The sequence below is a fragment of the Mucilaginibacter myungsuensis genome (assembly GCF_015222005.1).
In the GTDB taxonomy this organism is placed as follows: Bacteria; Bacteroidota; Bacteroidia; order Sphingobacteriales; family Sphingobacteriaceae; genus Mucilaginibacter; species Mucilaginibacter myungsuensis.
The window spans coordinates 308562-331484 of the sequence record NZ_JADFFL010000003.1; the positions used below are offsets into that span (position 1 = coordinate 308562).

The 22923-nt window shown below is 47.7% G+C and carries 20 protein-coding genes and 4 tRNA genes; 18 read left to right on the forward strand and 6 right to left on the reverse strand.

Going from position 1 to position 22923, the window contains the following annotated elements; genetic code table 11:
- Positions 1–27: 27 nt before the first annotated feature.
- The 5 genes from IRJ16_RS08945 (at position 28) to IRJ16_RS08965 (ending at position 6253) form a co-directional block, all read left to right on the forward strand.
- On the forward strand, positions 28–2655 hold the full coding sequence (locus tag IRJ16_RS08945) for a coiled-coil domain-containing protein (protein WP_194111210.1): 2628 nt from the start codon (positions 28–30) through the stop codon (positions 2653–2655).
- 68 nt (positions 2656–2723) lie between these two features.
- Positions 2724–3386 carry a hypothetical protein gene (locus IRJ16_RS08950; RefSeq protein ID WP_194111211.1) on the forward strand — a complete coding sequence of 221 codons (663 nt, stop codon included), beginning with the start codon at positions 2724–2726 and terminating at the stop codon, positions 3384–3386.
- Positions 3344–3559 (forward strand): hypothetical protein, encoded by a 216-nt coding sequence (locus tag IRJ16_RS08955; protein WP_194111212.1) that lies wholly within the window; start codon positions 3344–3346, stop codon positions 3557–3559. Before IRJ16_RS08950 ends, IRJ16_RS08955 begins: the two co-directional genes overlap by 43 nt.
- Positions 3560–3714: 155 nt before the next feature.
- A complete protein-coding gene (locus tag IRJ16_RS08960; protein ID WP_194111213.1) occupies positions 3715–4161 on the forward strand; it encodes a hypothetical protein in 447 nt (148 codons plus the stop codon).
- 31 nt (positions 4162–4192) lie between these two features.
- Entirely contained in the window at positions 4193–6253 is a 2061-nt protein-coding gene (locus tag IRJ16_RS08965; RefSeq protein WP_194111214.1) for a hypothetical protein, read from the forward strand.
- 123 nt (positions 6254–6376) lie between these two features.
- Here IRJ16_RS08965 and IRJ16_RS08970 read toward each other — a convergent pair whose 3' ends face one another.
- A complete protein-coding gene (locus IRJ16_RS08970; protein WP_228079964.1) occupies positions 6377–6772 on the reverse strand; it encodes a four helix bundle protein in 396 nt (131 codons plus the stop codon).
- A gap of 72 nt (positions 6773–6844) precedes the next feature.
- Here IRJ16_RS08970 and IRJ16_RS08975 point away from each other — a divergent pair, with 72 nt between their 5' ends.
- On the forward strand, positions 6845–8923 hold the full coding sequence (locus IRJ16_RS08975; protein ID WP_194111215.1) for a hypothetical protein: 2079 nt from the start codon (positions 6845–6847) through the stop codon (positions 8921–8923).
- 167 nt (positions 8924–9090) lie between these two features.
- On the forward strand, positions 9091–10290 hold the full coding sequence (locus tag IRJ16_RS08980) for a head maturation protease, ClpP-related (RefSeq protein WP_194111216.1): 1200 nt from the start codon (positions 9091–9093) through the stop codon (positions 10288–10290).
- A gap of 46 nt (positions 10291–10336) precedes the next feature.
- Here the strand turns inward: IRJ16_RS08980 and IRJ16_RS08985 are convergent, their stop codons facing one another.
- The gene (locus IRJ16_RS08985; protein WP_194111217.1) at positions 10337–10900 is read right to left on the reverse strand and encodes a hypothetical protein; all 564 of its coding nucleotides are present in this window, start codon (positions 10898–10900) and stop codon (positions 10337–10339) included.
- Positions 10901–11029: 129 nt separating this feature from the next.
- Positions 11030–11755, reverse strand: coding sequence for a hypothetical protein (locus IRJ16_RS08990; RefSeq protein WP_194111218.1), 726 nt, complete (start codon positions 11753–11755; stop codon positions 11030–11032).
- Positions 11756–11882: 127 nt separating this feature from the next.
- Here IRJ16_RS08990 and IRJ16_RS08995 point away from each other — a divergent pair, with 127 nt between their 5' ends.
- The 8 genes from IRJ16_RS08995 (at position 11883) to IRJ16_RS09030 (ending at position 19215) form a co-directional block, all read left to right on the forward strand.
- Positions 11883–13091 (forward strand): hypothetical protein, encoded by a 1209-nt coding sequence (locus IRJ16_RS08995; protein ID WP_194111219.1) that lies wholly within the window; start codon positions 11883–11885, stop codon positions 13089–13091.
- A gap of 118 nt (positions 13092–13209) precedes the next feature.
- A complete protein-coding gene (locus IRJ16_RS09000) occupies positions 13210–13794 on the forward strand; it encodes a hypothetical protein (RefSeq protein ID WP_194111220.1) in 585 nt (194 codons plus the stop codon).
- Between the two features lie 104 nt (positions 13795–13898).
- Positions 13899–14189: a hypothetical protein gene (locus IRJ16_RS09005; RefSeq protein WP_194111221.1), complete on the forward strand. Its 291-nt coding sequence runs from the start codon at positions 13899–13901 to the stop codon at positions 14187–14189.
- A complete protein-coding gene (locus IRJ16_RS09010; protein WP_194111222.1) occupies positions 14164–15444 on the forward strand; it encodes a hypothetical protein in 1281 nt (426 codons plus the stop codon). The genes IRJ16_RS09005 and IRJ16_RS09010 overlap by 26 nt, the downstream gene beginning before the upstream one ends.
- A 127-nt stretch (positions 15445–15571) precedes the next feature.
- Positions 15572–16171, forward strand: a complete 600-nt coding sequence (locus tag IRJ16_RS09015; RefSeq protein WP_194111223.1) for a DUF6712 family protein — start codon at positions 15572–15574, stop codon at positions 16169–16171.
- Between the two features lie 129 nt (positions 16172–16300).
- Positions 16301–18100, forward strand: a complete 1800-nt coding sequence (locus IRJ16_RS09020) for a collagen-like protein (protein ID WP_228079965.1) — start codon at positions 16301–16303, stop codon at positions 18098–18100.
- A gap of 4 nt (positions 18101–18104) precedes the next feature.
- On the forward strand, positions 18105–18956 hold the full coding sequence (locus IRJ16_RS09025) for a YncE family protein (RefSeq protein ID WP_194111224.1): 852 nt from the start codon (positions 18105–18107) through the stop codon (positions 18954–18956).
- Positions 18957–18969: 13 nt separating this feature from the next.
- Positions 18970–19215 (forward strand): hypothetical protein, encoded by a 246-nt coding sequence (locus tag IRJ16_RS09030; protein ID WP_194111225.1) that lies wholly within the window; start codon positions 18970–18972, stop codon positions 19213–19215.
- Positions 19216–19218: 3 nt separating this feature from the next.
- Here the strand turns inward: IRJ16_RS09030 and IRJ16_RS09035 are convergent.
- Positions 19219–19302 (reverse strand) — tRNA-Leu (locus IRJ16_RS09035).
- Positions 19303–19392: 90 nt separating this feature from the next.
- A tRNA-Leu gene (locus tag IRJ16_RS09040) sits at positions 19393–19476 on the reverse strand.
- Between the two features lie 201 nt (positions 19477–19677).
- Between IRJ16_RS09040 and IRJ16_RS09045 the strand changes: the two genes are divergently transcribed.
- The 3 genes from IRJ16_RS09045 (at position 19678) to IRJ16_RS09055 (ending at position 20977) form a co-directional block, all read left to right on the forward strand.
- The gene (locus IRJ16_RS09045; protein ID WP_194111226.1) at positions 19678–20634 is read left to right on the forward strand and encodes a WD40/YVTN/BNR-like repeat-containing protein; all 957 of its coding nucleotides are present in this window, start codon (positions 19678–19680) and stop codon (positions 20632–20634) included.
- Positions 20635–20743: 109 nt separating this feature from the next.
- Positions 20744–20816: transfer RNA gene (locus IRJ16_RS09050), tRNA-Lys, on the forward strand.
- An 88-nt stretch (positions 20817–20904) separates the two neighbouring features.
- A tRNA-Lys gene (locus tag IRJ16_RS09055) sits at positions 20905–20977 on the forward strand.
- A gap of 147 nt (positions 20978–21124) precedes the next feature.
- On the opposite strand, the gene IRJ16_RS09060 is transcribed toward IRJ16_RS09055, so the two are convergent.
- Positions 21125–22906 carry a RagB/SusD family nutrient uptake outer membrane protein gene (locus IRJ16_RS09060; protein ID WP_194111227.1) on the reverse strand — a complete coding sequence of 594 codons (1782 nt, stop codon included), beginning with the start codon at positions 22904–22906 and terminating at the stop codon, positions 21125–21127.
- Positions 22907–22923 lie beyond the last annotated feature (17 nt).

Here is a 22923-nt window from a genome sequence, read left to right on the forward strand (position 1 = left end):
AATTAAACCTTATTACTAAAAAAACATATGGCCAATAATAACCTGAACGGAATCACCGATGACGAAATAAAGAAGACCGAAGCTTATGCAGATGCGCTTAACAACGTTAATGCATCGTTAAGCGGATTAAGCAGCAAATTACCCTCTTTTGCCGATGGACTTGAAGCTGGCCTGGGTGCTATTGCCGAAAAGCTACCCGAACTGGTGGATTCGATGACGAAACTTAACGCGCAAAATAAAGAACTTGCCGCATCCGGACAGAAACCTAAAAGCGTATTAAAAGAACTTGCGTCTTCATTTCTGTCGTGGAACAACGCACTTTCTATCGGGATCACACTGGTTACCGCCTACGGCCCTAAAATATTATCATTTATCGGCAATTTATTCGAGTCAAAGAAAGCGAAAGACGCAGCCCAAGCGTTAAAAGACTATAAAGATGTCCTTACGTTATACAGCCAAAACCTTTCTAAAGAGAGAGGAGAGATGGAAACCCTTCTTGCAGTAGCTAAAAATGAAAAGATAGCGAAAGAAACACGGCTGGAAGCAATAAGAAAGTTGAACGCGCTCTCGCCTGAGTATTTAGGTAGCCTTACACTGGCCAATATTAAGACGGCCGAAGGCACCTTGGCATTAGACGAGTACACTAAAGCTTTAAAAAGAAAAGCATTAGCAGAAGCCATACAACCCAAAATGAGCGAATTATTAAAAGAGCGTTCGGACATTACCGAAGGTTACCAGGCAGCACAAAAAGACGCTTACCATTATCGGTTGGGCAAAAAGAAAAACAAAGACTTTGGAAAAGTTACGACTATGAACCAAGGATCCACGCTGGGGACTTCGAGTACAACAGACTACGCTGAACTGGCCGAAAAAAACTATAAAGTATATGTGGATAAAGATGCAGACATCCTGAAACGAATAAGATCTTTAGACAAATTATTTGAACACCAACTTAAAGGATTGGTTCCAACAGCGCCCAAACAAAAACAATTGACGGGCAAAAGCTATTGGGAAGATCAACTTATACGGCAACAAACCGAGTTGAACGCGCTTAAGGCCGGCGAAACGAATTTTGAAGCGAGTGCTAAACCAATATTTGAAAAAATAAAAAAAACGCGGGAAATGTTAGCTAAATATCAAGAGAGATCCGAAAGCCCATCTCCCTCGGGTAACGGTTCAGGAAAAACTCAAGGCAAAGAAGCTGCCCCCGACCTTGACCTCGAAGAACGCCTGGAATCACAAGCGCGTATGGCCACCATTACACTAAATGGTTATGCTAAAGAAATAGCCCTTGCCGACCAACACTTCACCCGACTGAAAGAAAAGCACAAGGGCAGCAAAGCAACTTTAGAACAACTTGAAAAAGAACACCTTGCTACTGTAGACCAGATCAACCAACGCTTTAAGAACGATGGCCTTGTTAAACTGAACAGCTATAAAAAAGAGCTTAATGATATTGCCCGCAAGGCCGGAAAAAACGCTACCGACCTGGCCATAGTTGATCTTGAGGACCAGAACGCGGCCAAAAATGTGATCATAGATAAGGATATTGATGATAGTAAGACCCGACAACAAGCCATTCGGCAACAACTTGACCAAGCTACTAAAGAACACCGGACCGATCAGATAGTTAAGTTGCAAGGTTATTTGGACGCGGAGATGGCGGTAGAACTTAAAGCGTCGGCCTACAAAACCGAGTTAACTGCCAAACTGGAGCAGGATAAGGCCAAGATAGAATCCGATGCCGCCACCGTAAAGCAGCAGGAGAAACAAGCCAAAAACGAGCAAGAACTACAAAATAATATCCAAACCCTTAACGCGGGCGGGCATAACATACAAGCGTTGGAACAGCAAAAGATCTTACTGGATATGCAGTTTGAAGCCGCCAAGGCCAACGCGATCAAAACCAACGAAACGACCAAAAAAATAGACGAGGAACATGCCGAAAAGAAAAAGGCGATAGAGGAGCAACTGGTACGTGCCAAGATACACGCCGGCGATAAGTACCTGGATGCGGTACTGAAGCATAGCAACAAAAACTCGGCGATATTTAAGGCCGCCTTTGTGGCCAAAAAAGCCGTAGCGATAGCGGATATCATTATCGATACTAAAAAGGCCTTGATCGCGTCGTTCACCGGGTATGCAAGTATGCCATTTATTGGGCAAGCGCTGGCCATAGCGCAGGGGGCGTTCATAGCCGGGCAGGCAGCATCGTCCATTGCCGAGATAGCGAAGCAAAAGCCGGGCTTTGCGCGGGGCGGGCAATTCGTGTCGGATGGTCGGGGTGCTTTGCTTGGAGGCTACAGCCGTGCAGATGATACCAATGCCTACCTGCGATCGGGCGAAGCCGTAGTGGTGTCCGAAGCGATGCGCAACCCCTGGGCGCGTAACCTGGTGAGCGCTATCAACGTCGCCCACGGCGGCAGGGATTTCTCGATCGCTTACCCAACACGGGGCTATGCCATGGGTGGCGTGTTTACCGATGGTGGTAATGCCAATAGATATTACAATCAACCGGTGACGGATGTAAAAGACCTTGCCAATACCTTAGCTTATCAAATGATCAATAACTTCCCTCCCATTTATGTGGATGTTAAGGACGTGAACAACCAGCAAAATATCCTGGCGCAAACGGTGGATAGGGTGACCCTTTAAGTCTCAAGTCAAAAGTCTCAAGTCAAAAGTCTGAAGTCAAAAGATACTTCAGCTCATCTTTAAAATTTATGACAAGAAAAATAAGAACCACAACCGGGTGGCTGGCCATAGCTATGCCCCAACAATTGAGTGATATCACGCTCGGGCAACTGATCGCGATGCAATCGGCAGATAAGTTGGGCGATCTGGATGCCGTCAGCATCCTGTCGGGAACGCCTTTAGCCGATCTGCAAAATATTTTGGATGTTAAAGATCTGGAAGTATTTAATGCCGACGTTGCATCTATAGCTCATCAGATCAAATACTTGTACAATAGCGATGCGATACCAAAAACGGTCGGCTTTATGATCGATGGCGGCAAGCGGGAGGTAAAAGTCACCAACAACCTATCTATGGAACCGGCCGGTGCCTACTATGCCTCGCGCGAGTTGATCGCCGATGCGATAGCCAAGCACATTGCCGATCACGGAGAGGATGACTGGCAGGAAACATTTAGTCCGCCGTTAACGGTTTGTGCGCAAATATTGGCCCAGTACTTCTATTGCCGCGCTACCGGCAAGCCTTATAACGAGGCCGCCGCTACCGAATTTGAGGAGCAGGTAAGACAATTACCGATAACGCAAGCCCTGCCCATTTGCAAGTATTTTTTTTTGAACTATCCAAACTTATCCAAACCGAGAACCAGCTTTTGGCATCGCCTGTTACAGCGTTGGAGCAACGCGCGGGGATAAAAAATTTCGAACCATTTAAATATATCAACACCATCAATTCCCTGGCCGGCGGCGACGTGACCAAATGGGACACCGTGCTGAACCTACCCTACCATACTGTACTCACCAAGCTGCTCCTCAACAAAACCGAAGCGGCCTATCAAAAGCGGTATGGGGAGTTGATGAAAGAATAGTTCATGGTTCATGGTTCATGGTTCATGGTTCATGGTTCATGGTTCATGGTTCATGGTTAGTCTTACCGATCTGAATAAAACCTTCTCATTCTACTATGAACTATGATCTATGAACCATCAATAAAAAACATTCACTCATTCACTCATTAATAACCATGCCCATACGTAACCAAATAGCTGCAATAGTGCAGCAACTGCACCCCGGCCCCAATTTTTTATACGGCGACCAGGGCGAACTGAACACCCTTGCCGACGACGCTGGTTTCCCCTGCGTGTTCATGTACCCGCTGCAAAACATCGGGATCAATACCTCGGTCAACGGATCGGTAGATAACAACTTTACCATCTACCTCGAATTTTTGTACCGCACCGATTTTGGCCAGTACACGGCCGATAACGAAACCTACGTGGCGCAAGCCTTGCAATTAGCCAACCAATTTTTGGTAAAAGCGGGCACCTACCGCGACAGCCAAGGCCGCTACTTCCGCGTAAAGCCGGGCGAAAAGGCCAAGTGCCTGCCGGTGTATAACAAGTACGACGTCAACAGCACGGGTGTTGGGTTGACGGTGACACTGGCAGCCATGTATTCGCCGGCTGTCTGAATCATTAATTAACCCATAAATATCCCAAACCATGGCTATCATAGCTGAAATTTTTAAAGTAGATAATAGCGTATCCGATGCCGGGATGAACGACATTTACACCGCTACCTTCTACATCCGCATCCGCGATGCTGCCACCGGGCTGGACACACCCGGCAATGGCGTTAGCATAACTTATCAAAAGATCATTAACGGCGTGCCCGACAGCATCCATACGCGCACCGTATCGGGTTGGTTGGATAAGTTAGAGACCTCTACCTTTTTGATATTGCGCAAGGATGGCACAGCCACCTACACATACGACCTTCAGATCGTAGCGTCGGACCCGATCCAGCCCGATGAACCACCCATCGATCCCGGCGCTTGCGATCTGCTGATCTACGAGGTTGCCATCAACAAAAAGGAAAGTGCTCCGGGTGCTGCCGACGGGCAGATAAGTATAGCGGCAGGCAGTAGCAAACAACCGATGAGTTACAGTTTGGATGGCACCAACTTTCAGTCTTCGCCAATTTTCAACGGTATTCCGGGCGGCAATTACACCACCTACGTAAGCGATGCTATTGGGTGTACGGTCACACACGCCTTTACCTTACCCACCTTGCAAAGTATGTTGGTGGACGACCCTTCGGTCAGCATCGGATCGGGCAATAATTCGCGCTGGAACGCGGCTTTTAACCCGGTTGTGTTCACTTATCAGCGCCGCGATTTTGAGGTGACCGAAGTGATCCGCGACGGCAACGACCAAGCCATCCTGATAGTGAACCGCAATGTAAGCGATCTGCCCGCCGGTGAGTTGGTGTATGTTGATGCGGGGCCATATAAAGGTGTATTCGAGACCAAAGTTGCGGCAGGCAATCAGTTACCCATCAAGGCATCGTTCATAGAAACGGCAAGCGGGTTCATCAACATTAACCGTTACCGCCCTTACTATTGTATCAAAACCAAGGTGACTTACATTAACCGCGAGACAGGCAGGGAGCAGACCATCGAGGCTACGCACCGCCCCGATGGCAAAGGGTTGGTACGCGCCGATATCTCCAGCTTTTTGCAAAGCCTGTTACAGGTACAGGACGATAGCGACTACACCAAACTGAACTTTAAGGATACCAACCTAAGCGCATCGTACAAGATCAGCTACGCCGAGCAATGGGATGGCATCGCTAACCCGGTCTATCACCACATTGCCCAGCCGTATTATATTGTGTACGCGGCCAAGCAATTAGGCGATGCGCACGGCGGTAACCTGGCGGCCTATGTGCCTTTCCCTATGGTTGACGATGATGCCAAACTGGCCAAATGGCTGACCGACTTTGCCGAACCGGCTTACAGTAATGGTTATCCATTCGATATCGGCTTTATTTATAGTGATGCCATAGCCGGACTCGACATCTACGCCGAGCTGATCCTGCTGGACATTAACCGCCAGCCAATCACAGGCACCTTGCAAAACAATCATTTACTGAATGAGGACGGCTCCTTCCTGCTTCAACAGGACGGCAGTAAATGGGTGATCGCCTACGCATCGGTAAGCGGGCAGGGACTATCAAAGTGTATAGGGCTTAACCGTTTGCTCGTCAACCAAAACTTCCCCGCGGCAGCGCATTATTTTTCGTTGACGCTGAAATATGATGACGATAGTACACCGAGACCGGTCACCCGGACACAGACCGTACGGATAGATAAAGCCGTAGACGATAATTCGGTCTACCTGCGCTGGATCGGCCTGACCGGATCTTGGAATTACTATCGTTTTGTGTACGACCAGGAAATAAGCCTCGACGTGCAGAACGCCGTCATCATTAAAAACTACGTGACCGATTGGGCCAACCAGCAAAGCATCGAGGAAGTGATCAGCAAATCGGCCGGGGTAAAAATGAAAGTAATGGCCGAGGATCTTTCGGTAGCCGATATTAAGGGTTTACAGTCCATCAAGTATTCGCCCAAGGTGCAACTGCTGGTGAGCATGTCGCCGATGAAATGGCAAACGGTCGTCCTCAACACCGCCACCTTTGCCGAATATCAAACCAAGAACGGGCAAGCGCCATTTAGTGTGACGTTTAATTTGCCGGGGATCAACGTGCAAAGCCAATAGGTTTAAGGAATGCGAAAGTCGAAGTGCCAAATGCGAAATGAATTAAAAATAGAAAATGAGCACTTTGCATTTGAACTTTCGCACTTCGAATTCATTAACATCCGCTTCGCATTCCTTAAAACGTCACTTACCCTTGGCCTTGTTTTCCTTAGCGGTCTTGCCCGACGCGGTAAATATCGCGGTCAGCTCTTTAGCTTCGTTGTGTAGCGCTATCGTAAAGTCGTTGCTCAGAGTACCCGATTCCATAATCAGCTCTAACCACAGCGTGGTTTCATCAGCTTCTTCTTCGACTATAGTGATCTTAGAAATAAAATCAGCGGTTGATCGGGCCTTGCAGGCCGAACGGTAATTAGCGGACACAGATGTACCAGACCGTAATATCTGGTTACCTAACACCCGGCCAACTTTATCATCAGGCAATTGCCTAACCAATTTGATAATATTCAACGCAAAGGTTTTAGAACGTTGCTTAAGGTCTGATACAGGTTGCATATCGCCAAAATATGCAATTAAACTCATTTCGCAATTGGCGTTCCGCATTCATTCTAAACTCATTTCGCATTTGAACTTTCGCATTTCGCATTCCTTAAAATGAACTTACAATTATTCATCTCCGACCACCTCGTCGACCTGACTGACAGCAGTCCGATAGCGCTTACCTTCCAGATCAATAACCTGGCCGAGGTGAAGAACCAGCAGGGCAATACCAGCAACCAATTTAAGCTGCCGCTTACGCAGCGCAACAGGCGCATTTTGGGTTTCCCGGATGATGTTGCTTTTACCAACGAGTGGCCTTACCGCCAATACCCGGCCAAGATCGTTCAGGATGGTTTAGAGATCGTCCCAAACGGCTTTGCCGAACTGAACGGGGTTGATAACGATACGGCATCTATCACCATACTATCGGGCAATGTGGACTTTTTTGACGCGATTGGCGGTAAGCTGTATGAGATGGGCGACAGCAAGTCGGCCTATGGCGTGGGCCAGCCATTTAAAAGTTACGAGCACGAGTGGAGTGTTGCCAATGTGGTAGCATCACAAACAAAGACCGACGGCTGGATATGGCCTATAGTGGACTATGGCAACCTTACTTACAACCAGACCGGCCAAAACGTGATCGATGTGCGCCAGCTGCGCCCGGGTTTCTTCATTAAAACCGCTATAGACCGTATGCTGGCCTCGGTAGGATATACCGCTATAGGATCTTTAATGGCCGACCCTTTATATCCCAAGCTGATCGCGCAATTCAGCAACAGTAAATTTGAACATGGTACTGACTATCAGAACGAGCCGGACGTAGACGGCATCAGCGTAACGCTTGGCGATAACCTGGTGAGGACAACGGCCGGCGAGGGGGATGATGATCCTATGATACATTGGCATATCCGAAATGCGAACGCCCTTAACAAGCAATTCAAGGCAGGTTATGTTTACGACTCGCCCGGTGAACTGACCGTATCGGTAAAGTTGAGTATCCCGGCCATCTATTTCTACGGCAAAGTAACGGATAACGAGTCATCACTGGTGATCGAACTCGTCAAAAGCCATCCGGCAACCGGTGCGTTTGACGGTATCGCATCTTATGTGGTTGATTTTTCGGCAGGGTACGACTATTATTTTAGCGTTGATAACGGCCCCGATAAAAAGAGCTTCACCATTTTGAAAAACATCGTATTAACGCACGAGGTAGAGCTGATCAACGGCGACCAGCTGGCCGTAAAATACCGTTTTGAAGGCGGCGATCCGGCTGAATTCAACATGGATAAGAACACCACCTGGGAGGTGCGGCCCCAGGTGAAAGAGGTACGCTACGGGCAAATGATACAGTGCGAGCGTATCTTCCCGGATATCAGTCAAAAAGATCTGCTGAAAGATGTACTGCTACGTTTTGGGATCATCTGCCAAACGGATGCCAATAACCGGCAGATCAACTTCGCGTCTTTCAGGGACATCGTCGGCAATATCCCGATCGCCAAAAACTGGAGCAAAAAATGTATGGACCAAGGCAAAAGCATCAGCTTTAAATTAGGCAATTACGCCCAGGTAAACCGAATGAAGTGCAAGGAAGATGAGGCCATTTTACCTTTGGGGTTTGGCGACGCCAACATTTTGGTCGATGACAAGACCCTGCCCCCTGCCGCTGACCTGTTCGAGAGCCAGTTTGCCCCCACCCTGAACCGGCCTTACATTGGCGGCACCATTGCACAGATCATCATGAACCAACCGGGCGAGGGCAGCGATGACTTTTCTACGGGTGTATCGCCCAGGATATTGGTTGATCAAAAGATGGACCTGAGGACCAAAACCAACCGCGACATTAAATTTACGGATGGCAACGCGGCTAAGGACGTGGTTGTGAACAGTTGGGTATCCGTCCCCTACTTTTACAAACCCGACGGCGAACATAACCTTTGTTTTGGCGACAAGCCCGGCAACGGCACAGCACTTTTACCCGGCTTAAAAACGCGCTACTATCCCGAACTGAAAAAGATATTGCACCGCGCCAAGAAGGTTATCCGCTACTTCCTGCTCAGCCCGCTCGACATTTTGGAGCTGGACCTGCTGATCCCTGTTTACCTGGAGCAGGACAGTGCCTACTATTACATCAATAAAATAGATGCCTGGCAAAAGGGGAAGCCCACCAAGGTGGAGTTGGTGAAGTTGGAGTAGCAAAAACTTAAAATAAATTATGCCAATTAGAATATAATTCATATATTTGTATTAACCATTCAGCTAAGCGTCCATAACCGTCGCAAACCTCTTTTTTCCTTCAACCCGACCCTCCGTTCCGATGATCCATCGCTATACGGACCGATCACAAACTCATAATTTATAAAATGAACCACAAACTTTATCTCTACGACACCGAACAGGACTGCATCGGTACGGGCAGCCTGTCATCAGCTTACATTAAACAACAATTGAATGCCGCCGGCGGCGCGGATATCGAGGTTCACATCAGCTCGGTAGGCGGCAGCGCTTTTGATGCCATTGCCATTTACGATATGCTTAAAAAGTATCCCGGCAAGGTAACCACGTACGTGGACGCATTAGCCGCCTCGGCAGCATCCATTATAGCCATGGCCGGGCAGGATGTGGTGATGAGCAAATATGCCCTGCTCATGATCCACAAACCGATGGTAGGCAGCGGCGGCAATGCCGACGAACTACTGAAGGATGTGCAGATGCTCAACATTGTTCAATCTCGCTTGGCGCAGATCTATATGGATAGATCGGGATTGGACGAAGTGACCATCAACAGTTTTATCAATGCCGTTACCTGGATGACCGCCGATCAGGCCTTAGACCTGGGCTTTATTGACCGGGTGGAGGATTACAGTGCCGACATTATTAATAGCGCCATCATCCGAAATTATACCGGCGCGGCCCCGGCTGTTTACCAACGCTGCATCAACAAGATCCTGAACACAAATAACAAACCCAATAACAAACAAACCCACAACAACATGAACATGGAAAACAAGGACCTTATCGAAAAGACCGCGTCTGTCTTAGATAAGATGATGAACTTTTTTAAACGCGTAGTGAACAAGGCTACCATTACCGACAAAGGCACCCTGCACCACACCGGCGAGATGGAACCCGGCAGCGAGGTGTATCAGGACGAGGATCTGTCCAAGCCCGCCCCTACCAATCTGTATGTCACCTCGTCGGGCAAAAAAGTAAAAGTAAAAGAAGGCAAAGTTGAAGAGCTGACTCCCGGTGAGGACGTGGAGGACGAAGACGACGACATCCCGACCGACAAACTAAAAAAGGGCGAAGTAACCAACCGGATAGCGAGCATCCGCGCCAAGCTGCACGCACAAAACTCACTATTAGCTGATGCCCGTGCCGCCCTAGAAGATGCCAACGCCCGACTGAAAAAGACCCGCGAGGAGGTGAGAAATGAGATCAAATCGAATTTTACGCCTGAGGGTTCGCGACGCAGCAATAAAGCACGTAGCGAGGACCAGCCTTTCTTTGCTCCGCAGACCACCCTGGCTAAGAACGCGGTGAGAAAGGCAGTGGCGAAGTAGGTTTTATTAAAACGACAACCCATTACCTTAACTGAGATCTGAAATTTCAATCCGAGGTCGAGTAGGCTAACAACCAAATGCTTTTAGTTTTTTCAACTGTAAGTAAAACTGTTTCGCTGAAGGTATATGGCCCAGCCATGAACCATGTATTCCAAGGAGAAAGCGTCCTTAAGCAATAAGCATTCCTTTGTGTGTAAACTCCTTCGAATATTTTTTCACAAAACGATGTTGCCAGTTGCAGTGCGGAATCATATGAACCTTGAAAATCTGTGTTTCCTAATCCGCCATAAAACAACACGTCGGCAAGAATGCTCTCGATATTTTTACCGGCATCTAACCTTTGCAGATCAACTTCTAAAACCAATGCGTCGGCACTAACATATTGACTTGGCCCGCTATAAACCTCTTGCTGAAATTGATCTAATACTGGTTTAGATAACAAAAAACTGCGTCCAATTTCGGATCGGCTAATTTCCCCTTCTGAACAAATAGTTAAGAATTCCTCAACGTTTTCAAACCGAAAACAAGTAAATACAAAGAGTTCAGAACTAAAGTTATCGTTTAAGATCCGCACATATTCTATGTCTGTCTCTACAACTTGTAAATTCATCACTTTAGTCATTTAGGTAGAATATTCAATAAACCAAAGATAATCAACATTTCATGCTCCGCTGAATGCTTTGGCTAAGAACGCGGTACGCATTTCAGTTGGCAGTGGGAAGTAGGCAGTTGGCAAAGCTTACATGCGGGCTTGCATAGCCATCACCAGTTCCCTTAAGGTGTAGTAACCGCCGATCACCTCTTTAGCAGGAGGGAATTTACTGCCGATATACCATAGCAGGATGCCAATACCAAGCGGAAGCAACAGCATCCAATGGAAATGCCAAACGAAGGGGACGACGATGATGGATAGCAAGAAGAGAAGGATAAAGTTACCGCCCGTTCTGCTGATACGGTTTTGTTCGTACTCAAATTTGGTAAAAGCACCGGGGGCAAACTTGCTTACTTCTGTCAGCAATATCCCACCGTGCTTATTAAATATCGGCGCAAGTTTGGAGCTTGGCCTGATGTGTTGAACGTCTACTCCGCGCTCTTTCAAGTTAGCTGTAAGCGTTTTGAAAATGGCCGCACTCATGCAAGGGGTACCGAGACTCATTACCGGAGATACTGTTAGCTTAACGGCATGATCTGAAATATAGCGGCAAAAGCCAAGGAGCGTAGTAGTCTCTGTCGATAAGATGATTTCCAATTCCTGAACGGGAGTTGCCAATTGAAAGGATCGGTGTTCAACTTTAGCCAAACTTTTAGGATCTATTAGATCACAGGTATCACGCCATTCCTGGATCGTCGTCGCAAAGGTCAGATCATCACCTTCATCTACCTCAGGATCAAATACAGCCTGACAATGGTACTGATCATTCAGTATCTGCAAGATCTCTTCCGGAGTATACCGTGTAACTTCCATTGCTACTCAAATGTACAAACTTAAACAACAACCTAAACCTAACAACTTTCAACCCGAAACCTATCATACAATTAATTAACCAATAACAAACCTGCAGAAGCCGACCGGCAACTGCAAACTAAAAAACATGGCTCAATTTACATTTACAAACAACACCTACGCCGGTGAAGCATTGGCGGGGTTTATGGCAAGCACGCTGCTGGAGGCCGATTCGGTAAAGCGCGGATTGCTCACAGTGATCAACGACGTAAAGTCGCGCAAGGTCATTTTGGACGTAGACGATGACGTAAAATTGCAAGATCCGTCGGGCATTTTCACCGACCAGGGTACCACCGCCCATCAGACCGAAAGCTATCTGGACCCGGTAGTTTACGAATTTATGAAACAGGAACAATGGGACAAGCTAGCCCAAAGCTGGGAAGCACAAGCCCTTGCACCCGGCGCCTTCGGCGACTATGAAGGCGTGGTAGACCTATCCGACTTTATGGTGCAACGCTATTTGACAAAGATCCAGATCGCTAACGAGCGCCTGTACTGGTTAGGTAAAGCGGCTACTAAAGAGGCCTCGTTCACCGCTCAGTTCGATGGTCTGTTACCAAGCATCGCTAATGCGACCGGTACTTACAAAGTCGGCTTGGGTAAATCGGCCACCAGCATGTCGGCAACTGCGATCAATGGCAGTGGTGTGGTTACGGTAGCAAGCACAGCAACTTTATCTGATGGCGATGTGGTGACCATTACTGCAGTAACTGGTAACAGCAAGGACATTACCAACGGTGGAGCCGGTATCGACATCCAAGGCCAATCCTATTTTATTCAGGTGTTGACAGCCACTACTTTTAAATTGGTACGTAATTATAACGAGATCAACACCCGTAAAGCTGCCCAATTCACCGGCACATCAAGCGGGGCTACGATCAGCTACATCAACGCAAGCAACGTATTAGGCGTATTAAGTAGCGTATTTTCTCAACTGGATCCGGCCGATCGTTCGCAGGATGACTTTAACCTGCAGATCCCGCTGCACGTAGGTTATGCCTACGCCCAGGCCCAGGCATCGCAAGCTACCAACGTGTTGAATGCCTTTACCGACAAAAAAAAAATGGATTACTTAGGCATCCCGCTGCAATTGATGAACCACTGGCAAGCCAACACCATTTTGGGCGCAAGATCATCAAACCTATTCTTAGGTGTAGACCTGTTAGGTGATGCCAGCGAACTATCAACCGTTTACATGAAGCCCTACACCAACGATAACGTAGTGCGCATGAAAGCAAGGATGAAAGCAGCGGTTAATTTTAAGTTCGCTAACGAGTTGTTCTTGTTAACGGCTTAAGCCCCCCAGCCCCCTAAAGGGGGAGAAAAATCAAAACCGATACTATTTAACCTTATCAATTTATCAATGCTTTCCTATTCCCCCTTTAGGGGGTTAGGGGCTAAAAACTAATACCAACATGCCCATTTACAATAAAATAACAGCAGGCTTTGCCCTTGGCGCAGCAAGCCCAATTACCTCAGGTTTAGAAGATGTGATCTACATTTTTAACGAGGGCGACATCGCCCTCACCTTCGACACCACCAACCCATTGATCGTGACTGGACTGACCGCCGTGACCGACGCACTGGTGTACAAGTTCACCGGTACTAACAATAGCTTTAACAGTATATCCAAACTGACCAAAACCCAGGTGGGCCCGCGTTATACCGAAGAGATAGACTTTAACATTGCCGGACTATCTACCGAGATCAAAACGCAACTGATGGCCATGGGTTACGGTCGTGTGCGTGCTATTACGGTCAACAATTACAAATCGGGCGATTCGGCTATCGAACTGTTCGGCGCAGTTAACGGCCTTATCCTGTCCGAAGCCGAACGCAACGCCGCCGAGGAATCTATCGAGGGTGGCTACAAACTAAAACTCACCAACCCCGATAAGCTGAAAGAACCATTCCCTCCGCGCGCCGTATCTATCGCGCCGCAATCGGGCACGGCTACCTATGCCAGCACATTGGCGGCTTTGGAAGCGTTGACGGTGTAAGCCTTTAGTTCATGGATGATGGTTCATAGTTCATGGTAGGACCGAGACTAAAACCATCATCCATTTTAAAACTATGATCCATATCCATCAACCATGAACTACTTATGAAAAAATATATTTTAAAACCCGGCAAACACCAATTTGCCCCCGGCGGGGAGGCGGTGCATGACAATGATAACCTGACCGACGCCGAAGCGGAGTGGTACTTGGAACGGTATCCGCATATAGCCGGATTATTTGTTGAAAGGTTGGAAAGTTTGAATGTTGAAAAGTTACCTGCCGTGAAACGGTATCGAAGCAGAAAATCGAAAGGTAAAACAACAATAGAACTTTCAAACATTTCAACCTTACAACATTCCAACGAAGAAAATGAAAACCTACCTTCCACAAATTGAACGCCGCATCACCGTTAGGCCCAACCAAACCTACGGGATACTGAATTATGACAAGGATAATGCCTATCCGCAGCGCATGCTGGAGCTGGTGGGCGCATCGCCAACGGCTAAGGATTGCTGGAACAAACGGGCCAAATTCATCTCGGGCAATGGCTTTGTACAGCCTGATCTGGGTAAGCAGGTTATCAACAATAAAGGATTGACGATGGCTAAGTTGCTAAAGGCGCTGGCTACGGATAAAGCACTGTTCAGCGGGTTTGGCTTGCATGTGAATTACAATGCCAACTTTAAGGTTTGCTCGGTCAACTATGTCAAGTTCGAGGATATCCGCATGGGCGATATCGACAACAGCGAGACCTGCGGCAAATACGCCGTTTACTTTGACTGGGGCCGCAAAAGCTGGAAACACGTGATGCGCAGCAAGATCTGCTTTATTGACGCATACGATCCGAACCCCGAGGTGATCCAACAACAAGTGACTGCTGCCGGCGGCTGGGCAAACTACAAAGGGCAACTCTTTTATTTCAATCCCGAAGTAGATGATTACCCGCTGATAGAGGCTGATAGCGTTTGGGAAGACTTTGAGACCGAGGCGGGCATCAAAATTTTCAACAATCGCGAAGTGACCACCGGTTTCCTGCCGTCGACTATGCTCTTCATGCCATCGCGCAGGGAAGAAGCCGATAATGCAGGTGCTACCGATGCTGCACCCGGCACAAATACGCCATCGCAATTAGAGAAAGACCTGGGTGCTTTTCAAGGGACCAAAAGTTCGCAAAAGATCATCGTGATCGAGTACGAAGACGAGGCATCCAAACCGGAGTTTAAACCTTACGCCATTCAGAATAACGACAAATTATTTGAGGCGACGGAACGTTCGGTAGAGGCCCGCATCATTAAAGGTTTCTCTATCCCGCGCGAACTCATTAACTCAGATAAAGCATCCAGCCTTAGCAATGGTGGCGAAAAGAAACAAGCCATCCGGGAGTTTAACGACATCACCGCGCCCGAGCGCCTTGAATTGTCCGAGACCTTTGCCGAGATATTCGGGCATTTCCATATTGACCTGAACCCATCCGGTAATTGGGATATCATCCCCGTCCCGGCCGATCTTGCCGGTGATAGTGTGGGCATTGCGGCGGGTAGCAGTATTAACCAGTTACTATTATCTGATCTGCCGCCAAGCAGCAAAACCGCTATCCTGATCCACGCCTACGGTTTTAAACCAGCCGAAGCGGAAGCGATGACGGGTTAGTTGATGGTTCATAGATCATTGTTCATGGCATCGTAAAGACCACCAAGCTACCAGATACAAAAAGGCAATGAACTATGAACCATCAACCATGAACTAAAACCAACGAACCATTAACTATGAATTACTAATGAACCTCATCGATCAAACAACATTTCAACGCTTCGAGGATATCAGCCAAAACATCAAACCCGAACGCCTGGCCGTTTTTATAGCCAAAGCGCAAGAACTTGACCTAAAACCTTTTTTAGGCTACGCCCTGTATTACGACCTGCTTAAACACTTTAATACCGACGGTACACTTAAAGACGATGCCCCGCAACACTATAAAGACCTGGTGAACGGCGCCGAATACCTGGACCGCCGGGGCAATGTTGTGCTTTACCAGGGCCTTGCCCCACTATTAGTGTACTTTGCTTTTGCCCGCTTTATTGAGGACAATGCGGTACACTACTCGGCCACCGGTCCGGTGATCAAACAGCGCGAGGGGGCAACAAGCCTCTCCCCTGCCGATACCACCAAACTGGTGCAACAACAACGCAGTACAGCCAATGCTTACGCCAACCAGACCGAACAATTTTTAAAAGACCACAAAGCCGACTTCCCGCTATGGCAATATGATCCTAAGAATCGTTCGGCCAGACAAGCCGGGCCACGCATCCGCGCGGTAGACAGAACTGAGTTAAACCTGCAAAGCGGGGTGGATCTTAATTATGTAGTGCCGCTTTAGGACTAACAACCGCCGGTCCAAGCGTCCACGCTTACGAAGATCGGGAGCGTGGACGCTCCAATGATCGTTACGGTTAAGCGTGGACGCTTGGCCAGGCGGATGAAGATCACCATCAAACTAAACATCAACATGGATAAAAAAATAACAGAATTAGCTGCTGCCACGTCCATCCAATCGTCGGACGTATCGGTGCTGGTACACAATGGGGCCGATCTGCAATATAGCTTTGCTACCTTGCTTACCTTCTTAAGCAGTAACCTAGGGCTTGGCGCAGCCATCAGCTTTGGTACTACCTTACCCACGAACATTAGCGGCAAGAACGGCGACATATTCTTCAACACAGCCACCGCAGCCATCGCCCAAAAAACATTAGGCGTGTGGACCATCGTTTATAACCTCCCCACTGCCGGGTTAACAGATAGCACCGTGCTTTATGGCATTGGTGTGCCTGCATCAGGCACGGGCAGCAACGGCGATACATATATCAATACCGCCACGGGTATGTTCTACAAAAAAGCGTCGGACGCGTGGAGCAACGTCTTTTCGATTCTGAACGGACCTGCAGGTGCCCGCGGCGAAAAAGGAGACAAGGGCGATACCGGTGCTGCCGGGCGAACGATCCTAAGCGGGACGACCAACCCATCTAACCTGACCGACGGCATTAACGGTGACTACTACATAAACACAAGTAATTTTACCCTTTTTGGTCCGAAGACAGCAGGGGTATGGGGAATAGGCACTAATGTGATCGGTCCCGCCGGGGCAAAAGGCGATACCGGGAACACAGGACCTCAAGGTGCGGCCGGACCAACAGGAGCCAAAGGCGATACCGGAGACACCGGGCCGCAAGGTCCTCAGGGCGAGGATGGGGATACCGGTCCGCAAGGGCCGACGGGAGACACCGGCGCCACTGGTCCGCAGGGTATTAAAGGTGATACCGGCGATCAAGGTCCGGCCGGACCAAAAGGCGACACCGGAGACACCGGTCCGCAAGGGCCACAAGGCGCAAAGGGAGACACCGGTGATGCGGGACCTGCCGGAGCGAACGGCGCTACCGGAGCAGGTGTAGCGACCGGCGGATCAACCGGGCAAGTGCTCGCCAAAATTAACGGCACCAATTACAATACCCAATGGATAGACCCGCCGGCGGGCGTTACCAAAGCAACGCTGGCCGAAGTAAATGCAGGTGCTGACGATGCCAAATTCGCTACGGCGTTGGCTTTGGAAGGCTCAAAGTATGCCGATCAATCCGGCGCGAAATTATCAGCTACGGCATCGGGCACTAATGCTTACACGGCAACTATTAGTCCGGCTATTACGGCTTACTCCAATACACAGCGATTTTACATCCGTTTCACCAATGGCAATACCAACGTGGGCTGCACCCTGGCCTTGAATGGGTTGGCCGCCTTACCGTTAGTGAAGGGTATTAACACCGCTATTTCCGTCGGCGATATTGTGGCTAATAGCATCCACGTGATCGCTATTGATGGGACAAACGCGCGAATACTTTCCCTATCGGCTATCCCCACCGTAACCACGGGCGAAAAGGTGCTGACCATCACATCAAGCGGACCGCAAAAGACCTATGACCTGCAGGAGATGTCGGTATCGCCGACGAGCTTGACCGCCGCCGATTTCAGCACCGGCATGGCGGTAGTGACGGGTTTGCCCGGACAGGTTGCTTACGACAGTAACTACCGTTACGATAGCGTGGGCATTAACCAATGGCGACGCTCGGCCCTGAACGGCAGCTTGGTAGACCTTTACCTGGCTGACATTGACGACAGCGCCGGCGACAAGACCAGCGCGCAGCTGCAAACAGCTTACCCGGCATCGGTGATCGGTCAGCAGGTTTGGGGATTAAATAATTTATATATCAAAAAAACGCTTACCCTTTGGAAAAAGGTTGCCGCAATAACCGCATAAAACCATGTCACACATATTAAAAACAGGCACCAGCATATTAAAGAACGGCGACAACATTTTTAGAGTGAACGATAAATTAAATGTTTTGGTGGAGAATAAGGGGGGATTTGGCAGCGTGATAGAGGGGCTGAGGATAGATCCAATAATCAGCAATCACCGAGTAGCCATATCGGGGGCCGGCTTTGCAAAGATAGTAGATACGGATACCTTTAATGTCATCGCTACGGTGTCTATACCTGGCATGGTGGTGGGTTTTGCATGGGATTCGCCCAACAATAAACTATATGCAACAGCCGGAGGATATTTATATATTATCAACACAACAACCTGGACCGCGGCGGCAACAGCACTTGTAGGCGGCATTTATACGGGAATAGCCATCGACCCAAATTCTGCTAACAATAGGTTGATTATTGGTGGTGGCGGCAAGTTGAATTTTGTGAACAGAACCAGCTTTGCGATAACACATGTAATGACGAGCGGATTTACCGGCATTTATGGTATAGCGTTTCATCCCGATATACCGAACAGGATATATGTTGGTAATTATGCCAGCAATTACATTTCTGTGGTCGATACCGACAATTTTATCATCGTTGACACGATAACCGGTTTTAGCTCGCCCATAGATCTTTCATTTGACCCCAACCCCACTAATAACAGATTTATTGTTAGCGAATATGCAGGCGGCCAAGTTGCATATGTGGATAAGGGAACTCATGGAATATTAAAAAGAGTATCGGCGATAACGGGTCCGGAGGGAATAGCTTTTGATCCTAATATTGTCAATAATCGTTTCATTGTAGCGAGTGCGAGCCTTGGTCAATATGCTGTCGTCAGAGAAATCCTAACCTAAAATCTTACCCAATATGACACCCATAGAACAACAACAATTAAAAGGCTTCACAATAAAGACCTTAGTGATGCTTACAATTTCAACAGCCAGCATCGTAGCATCGGTAATGGCTACCTACTTCGAGTTAAAAACGAGCATAAATGCTGTGCAAACTAATCAAGAGGCGCAAACCCGAGTTAACGAGATCCGCTTAAATGTTTTGGAAGGACAAATAGCTGTGCTGCAAACCGAAGTTGCGGAGCTGAAAGAAAGAAGGTAATAGTGCCCGGAACGAGATTCGAACTCGTACATCCTTACGAATGCCACCCCCTCAAGATGGTGCGTCTACCAATTTCGCCACCCGGGCTTTGTACAGTAAAAAAGTCTTAAGTAGAAAGTCTTAAGTCGTTTTATTGACCTTTGACTTATAACTTAAGACTTTCGACTTAAATGGATGTGCCCGAAGAGAGACTCGAACTCTCAAGAGACAATTCTCAACGGCTTCTGAGACCGCAACGTTTACCAATTTCGCCATCCGGGCTTTTGTTTGGACCTGGCCGGTTTTGCAACCGCTTTAGCTTAACAAGGGTGCAAATATAGTTTTTTCTACAACATAGGCCTAAAAAATTTTAACATCGGCGGATAGTTTTGCGTTCAGCTTGTTAAACAGTATTTTAGGTGCATGTTTAAGAGGAAATTATTGCTTTGCAGGGCCTTTGTTAGTATTGTTCTATTGTTAATTGTGTGCAATACCGCCAATGCCCAAAAGATAGAGGTGTTGCAACAAGGCCGTTCTATCAGTATCCGTGGCTTGAGTGTGGTTAACGACAAAATAGCCTGGATAAGTGGAAGTAAAGGAACGATAGCCACTACCAGAGACGGCGGCAAGACATGGAACTGGCAACAGGTAAAAGGTTTTGAAACGGCTGATTTTAGGGCGATCGAAGCATTCTCGGATAAAGAGGCCGTGATCCTAAGTTCGGGCACGCCGGCGCTTGTCCTTAAAACTATGGATGGCGGCGCCAATTGGTCTTTGAAATACAGGAATGATGACAAAGCATATTTTTTGGATGCGATGGGTTTTGCCGATAAAAAACGCGGCTACATCCTCGGCGACCCGATCGGCGGTAAGTTTTTGGTGTTAGAGACCAAAGATGGCGGCGAAACCTGGTCCCCTTTCAGTAACATGCCCGAAGCATTGGAAGGGGAAGCTGCCTTTGCGGCCAGCGGAACTTGCCTGCGGGTGGAAAGTAAAAGTTACCTTTCTATTGTTACAGGTGGTAAAGTGGCTCGCAACCTGAGCTACAATGCTAAAGCTCAAAAATGGTTGGCTACGGATCTACCGGTTACGCACGGGCCATCAAGCAACGGCGCGTTTTCCATCTCGGCCGATAACAAGGTTATCGTTGGTGGCAATTACTCAAAAGATAAAACCAAGGATTCGGTAGCTTGTTATTTTAAAGCTGGCGAGTTTGTAGCAATAAAGGATGGCCCGTCGGGTTATCAATCAGGAGTTGAGCAGATAAAAGGCGAAACTTACTTGTCTACAGGTACACCGGGCAGCAATATTACCACCGATGGCGGCCTTACCTGGAAGCAAATAGATGCGAACAGCTATAACGTTTGCCGCAAAGCAAAGAAGGGAAAACTGGTTTTATTAGCAGGCGACAGGGGTAGAATTGGCCTGTTCACATTTTAATACCTGTTAATGAACGGCTTAAAACCGCCCGAAAAATAAATTAAAAAAAGGCTTGCAGGCAATTGCCAATAGCCGTATATTTGCACCACTTTAAAAGGAAACGATTATCGATTCCGTAGCTCAGCTGGTAGAGCATTACACTTTTAATGTAGTGGTCCTGGGTTCGAATCCCAGCGGGATCACATCCTGTCACCGAAGACGATAACTTTTAAAGTACAAAAGGCGCAAGCAATTGCGCCTTTTGTTTTCAGTAGGGTAACACCTGCTAATGATTCCGTAGCTCAGCTGGTAGAGCATTACACTTTTAATGTAGTGGTCCTGGGTTCGAATCCCAGCGGGATCACAAAAAGCCTTAAAGGCAACAGTTTTAGAAGAGCTGCTTGAAAGAGCGGCTTTTTTTGTGGGCTACTACAATTAGAAATAGGCTGCCACATTAAGTGTACAGCCTATCTCGTATCAGCCTTTTAAAAAGGCAACAAATATATCAAATTTATTCCCAGCCCGGGTTTTGGGGTTTTAAGTTAGGATTACGCTGGATATCGTTCAGCGGGATAGGGTAATAATAGTTGCGATCGTTCCACTTTCTTGGGATCTCGTTCATCCAGGTCAATTCTCCCGATGTGCCATTTTTCAATAATTGCGAGTTGACAGCGGTACCAACTCTTGGCGATACATCAACATAGGTCACTCCGGCCACTGCCGGCGTTGGGCGCGTACCCTGATAAAAGGCTACATCTAATATACCATCTTCGTTCAGGTCCAATGGTGTATTCAATGCGGGAACATAAAAACCATTCCATTCCTGCTCCATCAGCGGGCCGCGTTTCCACCTTAATATATCGGCAAAACGGAAGCCCTCTAAACTTAGTTCGATACCACGCTCTCGGCGTATCTCTAATATTACCGGATCAGTAATATCCGGGAAATAATTTGTTCTCAGATATGGATCTGCCACAGTAGGCAGTGTATTAAGGCCTGCGGTTATACCACCCCTTGCCCTCAATATCCCTACGGTCAATGCCCAATCTGCAGGAGTTATTATTCCTAACTCTGCCTTGGCTTCTGCATAATTTAACAGAACTTCAGCATAACGGAACAACACTATCGCGTTGGTATTCAATGCACCGGCATCCAAACTTTCGTCATCAAGCGTTAATTTGATGGGCTGGTAACCGGTGAAGGTATATGAAAACACCGGAGGTGCGGGCACTTGTACCCCGTTTCTGATACGTTTGTAATCGCCCGAGCGTATCGTTTGTTTCAACCTCAGATCTCTACCTTTAACCTCGTCTTTAAATAACGTGGTGCGATAGTTTGGATCATTGGTGAAAGGTGTGCCATCCAGCTTTAAATAGGTATTGATAAAAGTACGTGTAAAGCTTGCTTTTGCACCGTAGGTACCGCTGGTCCACCACCAATTTGCCTCGCTAAGTACCCCAAGGTTCACGTCGGCAACGGCTGCCTGTAATACTTCGTTGATCAAAGGCGCGTTACTTGTAAATACCTGACGATAAGATACACCCGCGCCGCCCGCGTTATTGATCGAATAGCCCCCATTCTTGATGATCTGATCAGAGGCTGATACCGTTTCATTCAACCACTTGGTTGCAGTTGATGTTAAATTAAGTTCAGTGTGGTACTTACGAAAGGTACCTTCAAACAAACACACACGAGACTTGTAGGCATAAGCCACCCATTTAGTGATCGTTGTCCGGCTGGCATCGTTAGTGGCTTGAATGTTAGCACAGGCATAATCAAGATCGGCTAATACTGAGTCCATAACCAGCTCGCGCTTATCACGGCCGGCTATCAAAGCAGGATCATCAAACGCTAATGGCCTGTTTATCCATGGCACATCGCCAAAGCGTTTTACTTTTTCCATATAAAAGTACGCTCTGAAATAACGTGCTATACCCAGATAGTTTTTACGCGTAGCCAACGGCACGGCTGGATCATCGCAATTTTCGATGAAGTAATTAATATTCCGCAGGTCCGACCAATCCCAACCCGAACTATTGTTGGCAGCAAAGCCACCCTGGCGGATAAAATCAGGCACCGACTTTACCGCAAGATAATCAGACATGGCATCTTGGGTAGTAGAGTTTCGGGGCAGAAAACCCATACCATAAAAGGAGTTAGTATATAATCTTAATCCATTTTCGGTACTGAACACCGCTGCTTTAGAAGCTGATGACTGGGGTGTCTGGTCCAGTTTTTTACAGGCTGCAAAGCTAAGGCAACCTAATAACGTAAATATATAGTACTTTTTCATATTGATCTGTTTATGAT

Bases quoted from the DNA above. Each gene is read 5' to 3' on its own strand.
- IRJ16_RS08945 (WP_194111210.1), top strand. From the start codon at position 28: ATGGCCAATAATAACCTGAACGGAATCACCGATGACGAAATAAAGAAG.
- IRJ16_RS08950 (WP_194111211.1), top strand. From the start codon at position 2,724: ATGACAAGAAAAATAAGAACCACAACCGGGTGGCTGGCCATAGCTATG.
- IRJ16_RS08960 (WP_194111213.1), top strand. From the start codon at position 3,715: ATGCCCATACGTAACCAAATAGCTGCAATAGTGCAGCAACTGCACCCC.
- IRJ16_RS08965 (WP_194111214.1), top strand. From the start codon at position 4,193: ATGGCTATCATAGCTGAAATTTTTAAAGTAGATAATAGCGTATCCGAT.
- IRJ16_RS08970 (WP_228079964.1), bottom strand. From the start codon at position 6,772: ATGAGTTTAATTGCATATTTTGGCGATATGCAACCTGTATCAGACCTT.
- IRJ16_RS08975 (WP_194111215.1), top strand. From the start codon at position 6,845: ATGAACTTACAATTATTCATCTCCGACCACCTCGTCGACCTGACTGAC.
- IRJ16_RS08980 (WP_194111216.1), top strand. From the start codon at position 9,091: ATGAACCACAAACTTTATCTCTACGACACCGAACAGGACTGCATCGGT.
- IRJ16_RS08985 (WP_194111217.1), bottom strand. From the start codon at position 10,900: ATGAATTTACAAGTTGTAGAGACAGACATAGAATATGTGCGGATCTTA.
- IRJ16_RS08990 (WP_194111218.1), bottom strand. From the start codon at position 11,755: ATGGAAGTTACACGGTATACTCCGGAAGAGATCTTGCAGATACTGAAT.
- IRJ16_RS08995 (WP_194111219.1), top strand. From the start codon at position 11,883: ATGGCTCAATTTACATTTACAAACAACACCTACGCCGGTGAAGCATTG.
- IRJ16_RS09000 (WP_194111220.1), top strand. From the start codon at position 13,210: ATGCCCATTTACAATAAAATAACAGCAGGCTTTGCCCTTGGCGCAGCA.
- IRJ16_RS09005 (WP_194111221.1), top strand. From the start codon at position 13,899: ATGAAAAAATATATTTTAAAACCCGGCAAACACCAATTTGCCCCCGGC.
- IRJ16_RS09010 (WP_194111222.1), top strand. From the start codon at position 14,164: ATGAAAACCTACCTTCCACAAATTGAACGCCGCATCACCGTTAGGCCC.
- IRJ16_RS09015 (WP_194111223.1), top strand. From the start codon at position 15,572: ATGAACCTCATCGATCAAACAACATTTCAACGCTTCGAGGATATCAGC.
- IRJ16_RS09020 (WP_228079965.1), top strand. From the start codon at position 16,301: ATGGATAAAAAAATAACAGAATTAGCTGCTGCCACGTCCATCCAATCG.
- IRJ16_RS09025 (WP_194111224.1), top strand. From the start codon at position 18,105: ATGTCACACATATTAAAAACAGGCACCAGCATATTAAAGAACGGCGAC.
- IRJ16_RS09030 (WP_194111225.1), top strand. From the start codon at position 18,970: ATGACACCCATAGAACAACAACAATTAAAAGGCTTCACAATAAAGACC.
- IRJ16_RS09060 (WP_194111227.1), bottom strand. From the start codon at position 22,906: ATGAAAAAGTACTATATATTTACGTTATTAGGTTGCCTTAGCTTTGCA.